This is a genomic window from Pseudomonas nitroreducens (assembly GCF_024170165.1).
Lineage (GTDB): Bacteria > Pseudomonadota > Gammaproteobacteria > Pseudomonadales > Pseudomonadaceae > Pseudomonas > Pseudomonas nitroreducens_C.
Map to the genome: position 1 here is coordinate 48,612 of NZ_JALJXP010000021.1, position 6,224 is coordinate 54,835.

4 protein-coding genes are annotated in these 6,224 nt (G+C 66.3%); 3 read left to right on the forward strand and 1 reads right to left on the reverse strand.

Annotated features, from left to right (window positions below; genetic code table 11):
• Positions 1-39 precede the first annotated feature (39 nt).
• Positions 40-951: a LysR family transcriptional regulator gene (locus tag J2T47_RS28570; protein WP_253454063.1), complete on the reverse strand. Its 912-nt coding sequence runs from the start codon at positions 949-951 to the stop codon at positions 40-42.
• Positions 952-1,048: 97 nt separating this feature from the next.
• On the opposite strand from J2T47_RS28570, the gene J2T47_RS28575 reads away from it, so the two are divergent.
• The 3 genes from J2T47_RS28575 (at position 1,049) to lapD (ending at position 5,895) form a co-directional block, all read left to right on the forward strand.
• Positions 1,049-3,022, forward strand: coding sequence for an alkyl/aryl-sulfatase (locus J2T47_RS28575; protein WP_253454065.1), 1,974 nt, complete (start codon positions 1,049-1,051; stop codon positions 3,020-3,022).
• Positions 3,023-3,186: 164 nt separating this feature from the next.
• Positions 3,187-3,891: a cysteine protease LapG gene (gene lapG / locus J2T47_RS28580; protein ID WP_253454067.1), complete on the forward strand. Its 705-nt coding sequence runs from the start codon at positions 3,187-3,189 to the stop codon at positions 3,889-3,891.
• Between the two features lie 60 nt (positions 3,892-3,951).
• Positions 3,952-5,895, forward strand: coding sequence for a cyclic di-GMP receptor LapD (lapD, locus tag J2T47_RS28585; protein ID WP_253454069.1), 1,944 nt, complete (start codon positions 3,952-3,954; stop codon positions 5,893-5,895).
• Positions 5,896-6,224 lie beyond the last annotated feature (329 nt).

Consider the following 6,224-nt stretch of genomic DNA (forward strand, 5'->3'; position numbering starts at 1 on the left):
TGGATATCGCCTGGCTCCACGCCAGCCCACCCAAAGCGCTCACGACGCGGCGTTGAACGCCGCGTCTTCCTCCAGCAACAACTCGACGAACTGGCTGGCCGCAGGCGACAGGCTGCGGCTGGCATGGCGAACCAGGGCATAGGCGGAGCCGCGCCCGGCGATTTCGCCGCTGCCCGGCCAGGGCAGTACTGCCAGGCTGCCGGCCTGCACCTCCGCGGCCACCACATCCCAGGTGGCCAGACAGAGCACGTCGCTGCCCTTGACCAGCTCCTTGAGCATCAGCACGTCATCGCATTGCACGCTCAGCGGCTGCTCGCGGCCGAGGGTGCGCGCCAGCCCCTGGTGGGCGTCGCGAGGCAGGCGCGGTCCGGCCAGCGGATAGTCGAGCACGCGCTCCACCGACGGTACGCTGCCGATCAGCGGATGCCCTGGCCGGCAGAACAGCACGCCGCGGTGCACCCGCAGCGGCAGGATGTCGAGGCGACTGTCGCCTTCGAGTTCGCGGTAGTCGGCGATGAACAGTTCCAGCTCGTCGTCCAGCAGGCGCTGGTGCAGCTCGCTCCAGTTCTCGATCGACAGCAGGATCGACACTCGCGGGTGCGCGCTGCTGTAGCGCGCGAGCACCTGCGGCATCAGCCGCGCGCCGGGGAAGGGGCCGGCGCCCAGGCGCAGTTCGCCGGTTTCCAGGTCGGCCAGTTGCAGCACCGCATTCTTCAGCGCACGGTCACCGGCCAGCAACCGGCGCGCATGCTCCAGCACCAGCCGGCCGTGGGCGGTAAGGGTGACGCCGCGCGGGTTGCGGTCCACCAGCTGGCAGTTCAGCTGGCCTTCCAGCGCCTGGATGCTGCGTGACAGAGCGGGTTGACTGAGATTCACCGCATCGGCGGCGCGGGCGAAGTGACCGTGCTCGGCAAGGGCGACGAAGTGGCGTAGCTGACGGAGATCGCTCATGCGCTTCCTGCATTGATTGTGAAATTGGAATGCATTGGAATTATTAGCGCGACGGCCGGCATAGTGCGAGCACAACTACAATTACCGGAGCTCTCCGATGTCCCGTCTTTCCGCTGCTGTGCTGCTCGCCAGCCTCTGCCCTGGCCTGCTGCTCGCCGCCGAACAGCCCAAGCCGCCGACTTCCTTCACCCAGACCGCCCAGGAGCAGGTGCGTCAGTCGCTGCCGTTCAGTGACCGCGCCGATTTCGAGCGGGTGGAGAAGGGCCTGATCAAGCGCCCCGAGAACCTGGTGATCAAGAACGAGGACGGCAGCGTCGCCTGGCAACTGGGCGGCTACGACTTCCTCAAGGCCGCCAGGGACGTCGCCAGCGTCAACCCGAGCCTGATGCGCCAGGCCCAGCTGAACCTGAGCTACGGTCTGTTCAAGGTCACCGACGGCATTTACCAGGTGCGCGGCTTTGACCTGGCCAACACCACCTTCATCGAAGGCAAGACCGGCTGGATCGTCATCGACACCCTGACCACCCCGGCGACCTCCAAGGCTGCCTACGCCCTGGTCAGCCAGGAACTGGGGCAGAAGCCGATCCGCGCGATCATCTACAGCCACGCGCACATCGACCATTTCGGTGGGGTGAAGGGGCTGGTGACCCAGGAGCAGGTCGACAAGGGCGAGGTGCAGATCATCGCGCCCAAGGGCTTCATGGAGGCGGCGATCAAGGAGAACGTGCTGGCCGGCAACGCCATGCTGCGTCGCGCCACCTACCAGTACGGCACCATGCTGCCGCAGGGCGCGGAAGGCCACGTCGACATGGCCATCGGCAAGGCCGTCGCCAAGGGCCCGATGACCATCATCGCGCCGACCAAGACCGTCGACGGTTCGCTGGTGGAGATGGACATCGATGGCGTGCCCTTCACCTTCCAGAACACCCCGGGCACCGAATCGCCGGCGGAGATGAACGTCTGGCTGCCGCAGCAGAAGGCGCTGCTGATGGCCGAGAACGTCACCGCCACCCTGCACAACCTCTACACCCTGCGCGGCGCCGAGACCCGCGACCCGCTGGGTTGGAGCAAGTACATCAACGAGGCGCTGCACCGTTTCGGTGACAAGGCCGAGGTGATGTTCGCCGTGCACAACTGGCCGCGCTGGGGGCACGAGGACATCGTCCGCACCCTGGAAAAGCAGCGTGACATGTACGGCTACCTGAACGACCAGACCCTGCACCTGGCCAACAACGGGGTGACCATCAATCAGATCCACGAGCGCCTGAAAGTGCCGCCGGAGCTGGCCAACGAGTGGTTCAACCGCGGCTACCACGGCAGTGTCAGCCACAACGTGCGCGCGGTGGTGAACAAGTACCTGGGCTACTACGACAGCAACCCGGCGACCCTGAACCCGCTGGCGCCGGAGGACTCGGCGGTGAAGTACGTCGAGTTCATGGGCGGCGCCGATCACCTGCTGCAGATGGCCAGGGCTTCGTTCGACAAGGGCGAGTACCGCTGGGTGGTGGAAGTGGTCAACAAGCTGGTCTTTGCCGATCCGGGTAACCAGGCCGCGCGCAACCTGCAGGCCGATGCCCTGGAGCAGCTCGGCTACCAGGCGGAGAACGCCGGCTGGCGCAACAGCTACCTGACGGCCGCGCAGGAACTGCGCAATGGCGTGCCGCGCGACATGCCGACCATGAAATCGGGCAGCCCCGATGCGCTGGCGGCGATGGATACCGGCCTGCTGTTCGACTACCTCGGCGTGCGCCTGAACGCCGAGAAGGCCGAGGGCGAGGACTTCGCCATCAACCTGGTGCTGCCGGACAAGAACGAGCAGTACCTGCTGGAGCTGAAGAACTCGCACCTGAACAACATCAGGGGCGTGCAGAGCGAGAACGCCGGGCAGACCGTGACCATCGACCGCGCCGACCTCAACCGCCTGATGCTCAAGCAGGTCTCGCCGGTGCGTCTGGTGTTCGAGGGCAAGCTCAAGAGCTCGGGCAACCCGCTGCTGCTGGCCAAGCTGTTCGGCATGCTGGAAGACTTCAACTTCTGGTTCGACATCGTCACCCCGCCGCAGAAGAGCTGATCCCTTCCTGACCCGCGCGGCCTGTCCCCGCCAGACCGCGTTTCTCCTGGATGGCACAATGCGATGATTGCATTGTGCCATTGTTTTTTTCGCGCTCAGTCTGCACCATGCCACCCCTGCGCCCGCAGCTGGTTGCCGGCGCTCGCAGTCGAGTAGTCGCGATCGTGCTCAGCCGTTGTTCCAGGGTGTTGCGTCGTTGCTGGCCGGGGCCGTTGGTCCTGGTGCTGGTGACGTCGCTCGGCGTCCTGGCGGGGGCGCAGCAGGTCGAGTGGGACTTCAACCTGATCAGCCAGCAATCCACTCGGCTTTACGGGCCGCTGGGGGATGGCCAGGTGCGCATCGATGCCTGGCAGAAGCTGCTCGCGCAGCAGTCCGCTTCTTCGGAACGCGACCAGCTGCAGGCGGTCAATCGCTTCTTCAACGACCAGCTGCGCTTCACCGATGACCTGAGCCTCTGGCACGAAGTGGATTACTGGGCCACGCCGGTGGAGGCGCTGCTCAAGGGGGCCGGCGATTGCGAGGATTTCGCCATCGCCAAGTACATCAGCCTGCGACACCTGGGCGTGCCGGCACAGAAGCTGCGCATTACCTACGTCAAGGCGCTGCGCCTGAACCAGGCGCACATGGTGCTCACGTATTACCCACGGCCCGACGCCGTGCCGCTGGTGCTGGACAACCTGATCGGCAGCATCCTGCCGGCCAGCCAGCGCAGCGACCTGCAGCCGGTCTACGCGTTCAACGGCGAGGGCCTGTGGCTCGCCGGCAATGGCGCGGGCGGCGGCAAGCAGGTGGGCGACAGCAAGCGCCTGTCGCGCTGGCAGGACCTGCTGAAGAAGATGAAGGCCGAAGGCTTCCCTCTGGACGAGTAGCCGCGGAATCCATAGCTGCACCGACACGCATAGCTCCCGCGGGGGGAGCCTGGAGACACGATGTCCCTGTTCAAACAGTTGTTGATCGCCATCTGCCTGTTCCTGGTGGTCGCCTTCAGCGGCAGCTTCATGGTCGGCCTGGAAAGCTCGCGCGAGCAGTACGGCAACCAGCTGCGCTCCCACGCTCAGGACGCGGCCACCGCGCTGGGCCTGTCGTTGACGCCGAACATCGATGACCCGGCGATGGTCGAGCTGATGGTCAGCTCGATCTTCGACAGCGGCTACTTCGAGAGCATCCGGGTGATCGACCTGGCCACCGGCAAGGTCATGGTGGAGCGCACCGGGGTGCCCGACGCGGTGGCGGCCAAGGTGCCGCAGTGGTTCATCGCGCTGATCAACCTGCACTCGGCCGGTGGCGACGCCATTGTCAGCCGCGGCTGGACCCAGGCAGCGCGGGTCGAGGTGCTCAGCCACCCGATGTTCGCCATCGCCAAGCTCTGGCAGAGTGCCCTGGGCAGCCTGCTCTGGCTGGTGCTGTGCGGCATCGCCAGCGCCGTGCTCGGCGCCTTCCTGCTGCGCCGCCAGCTCAAGCCGCTGGACTATATGGTGGAGCAGTCCCACGCCATCGCCCGTCGCGAATTCCTCAGCCTGCCGGAACTGCCGCGCACCCCCGAGCTGCGCCGCGTGGTGCAGGCCATGAACCAGATGGTGGAGAAACTCAAGGCGCTGTTCCAGGAGCAGGCCCAGCGCAGCGAACGCCTGCGCGACGAGGCCTACCAGGACAGCCTGACCGGGCTGGGCAACCGACGCTTCTTCGACATGCAGCTGAACAACCGGCTGAGTGCCGAGGACCAGGTCAGCAGCGGCGTGCTGCTGGTGCTGCGGGTCAACGATCTGGCCGGGTTGAACCAGCGCCTGGGTGGCCAGCGCGTCGACCAGTTGCTCAAGGCGGTGGCCGACCAGCTGCGCCTGTCCGGGCAGGGCCTGGGCGCCGGTCTGACCCTGGCGCGCAGCCGTGGCGGCGAGTTCGTGATGCTGGCGCCGGGGCTGATGCCCGAGGACGCGCCAGCGCTGGCAATGCGCCTTGAAGGCATGCTTGCTGCGCTGGTCACCACCGGTGCCAGCGATGTCAGCCCGGTGGCCTGCCTGGGGCTGGTGCCGTTCGTTTCCGGTGAGTCGGCGCAGGTGCTGTTGCAGCGCGCGGACGAGGCGCTGGTGCAGGCCGAGCGGCAGAACGACAGCTGCTGGGCTTTCCTCCAGGGTGGCGCCAAGCCGGTTGCCGAGGAGCGCCACAGCTGGCACCAACTGCTGGACGAGGCGCTGATGCACAAGCGTTTCCAGTTGCACTTCCAGGCGGTGGTGTCCTGCGCCGACCCGCAGGTGGTGCTGCATTACAAGGTGCTTTCGCGCCTGCCGGACGGGCAGGGCGGCAGCATCGCCGCCGGGCGCTTCCTGCCCTGGCTGGACCGCTTCGGCTGGACCGCGCGGCTGGACCTGCTGATGCTCGAAAGCGTGCTGGCCGACATGGCCAAACACAACCGCCCGCTGGCGCTGAACCTGTCCGCTGCGCTGCTGCGCGATGAATGGGCGACCACCCGTGTGTTCGACCTGCTGCGCCAGCACCCGCAATTCGCCGGGCGCCTGACCCTGGAGCTGGAAGAAGACCAGTTGCCGGCGCAACCGGTGCTCGAAGCGCTGACCCGCCGCCTTGGCGAGCTGGGTTATCGCCTCAGCCTGCAGCATTTCGGCGGGCGCTTCAGCATGATCGGCAACCTGGCGCGGCTGGGGCTGGCGTACCTCAAGGTCGATGGCAGCCATATCCGCCATATCGATCAGGAGAACGACAAGCGGCTGTTCATCGAGGCCATGCAGCGCGCGGCGCACAGCATCGACCTGCCGCTGATCGCCGAGCGCGTGGAGACGGCGGGGGAGTTCCGCGTGCTGAAGGAGATGGGGATCCAGGGCGTGCAGGGGCAGCTGTTTGGCGGGCCGGCGCCGTGGTGATCAGCGTTTGTGCTGGCGATGCCGGCGTGGCCGGCTGGCGGTTTGCGAGCAATAACGATGGCGTCCCGCTCGCTCCTACAGGTCGGTGACGGAGTTCATGGTTGCGTAGGAGCGGACTTTGTCCGCGATGCTTTTGCTTCGGGTTAGGAGTTTTGCGCCGCTTCGGCGTGCGCGGATGCATTCGGTTTCGCCCCCTCGGGCGAGTTACTTTTCCAAACGCCGAAAAGTAACCAAAAGGCTTGCCCCGGACATCCGGTTTTTCGCTTAGGCGAAAAATTCCCTCGTTGAAGCGAAGTTTCAGGGGCCCGCCGCGAAGGGCCATCCCTGGC

Coding starts and splice junctions, on each gene's coding strand:
- lapD (WP_253454069.1), top strand. CDS start 3,952: ATGTCCCTGTTCAAACAGTTGTTGATCGCCATCTGCCTGTTCCTGGTG.
- J2T47_RS28575 (WP_253454065.1), top strand. CDS start 1,049: ATGTCCCGTCTTTCCGCTGCTGTGCTGCTCGCCAGCCTCTGCCCTGGC.
- J2T47_RS28570 (WP_253454063.1), bottom strand. CDS start 951: ATGAGCGATCTCCGTCAGCTACGCCACTTCGTCGCCCTTGCCGAGCAC.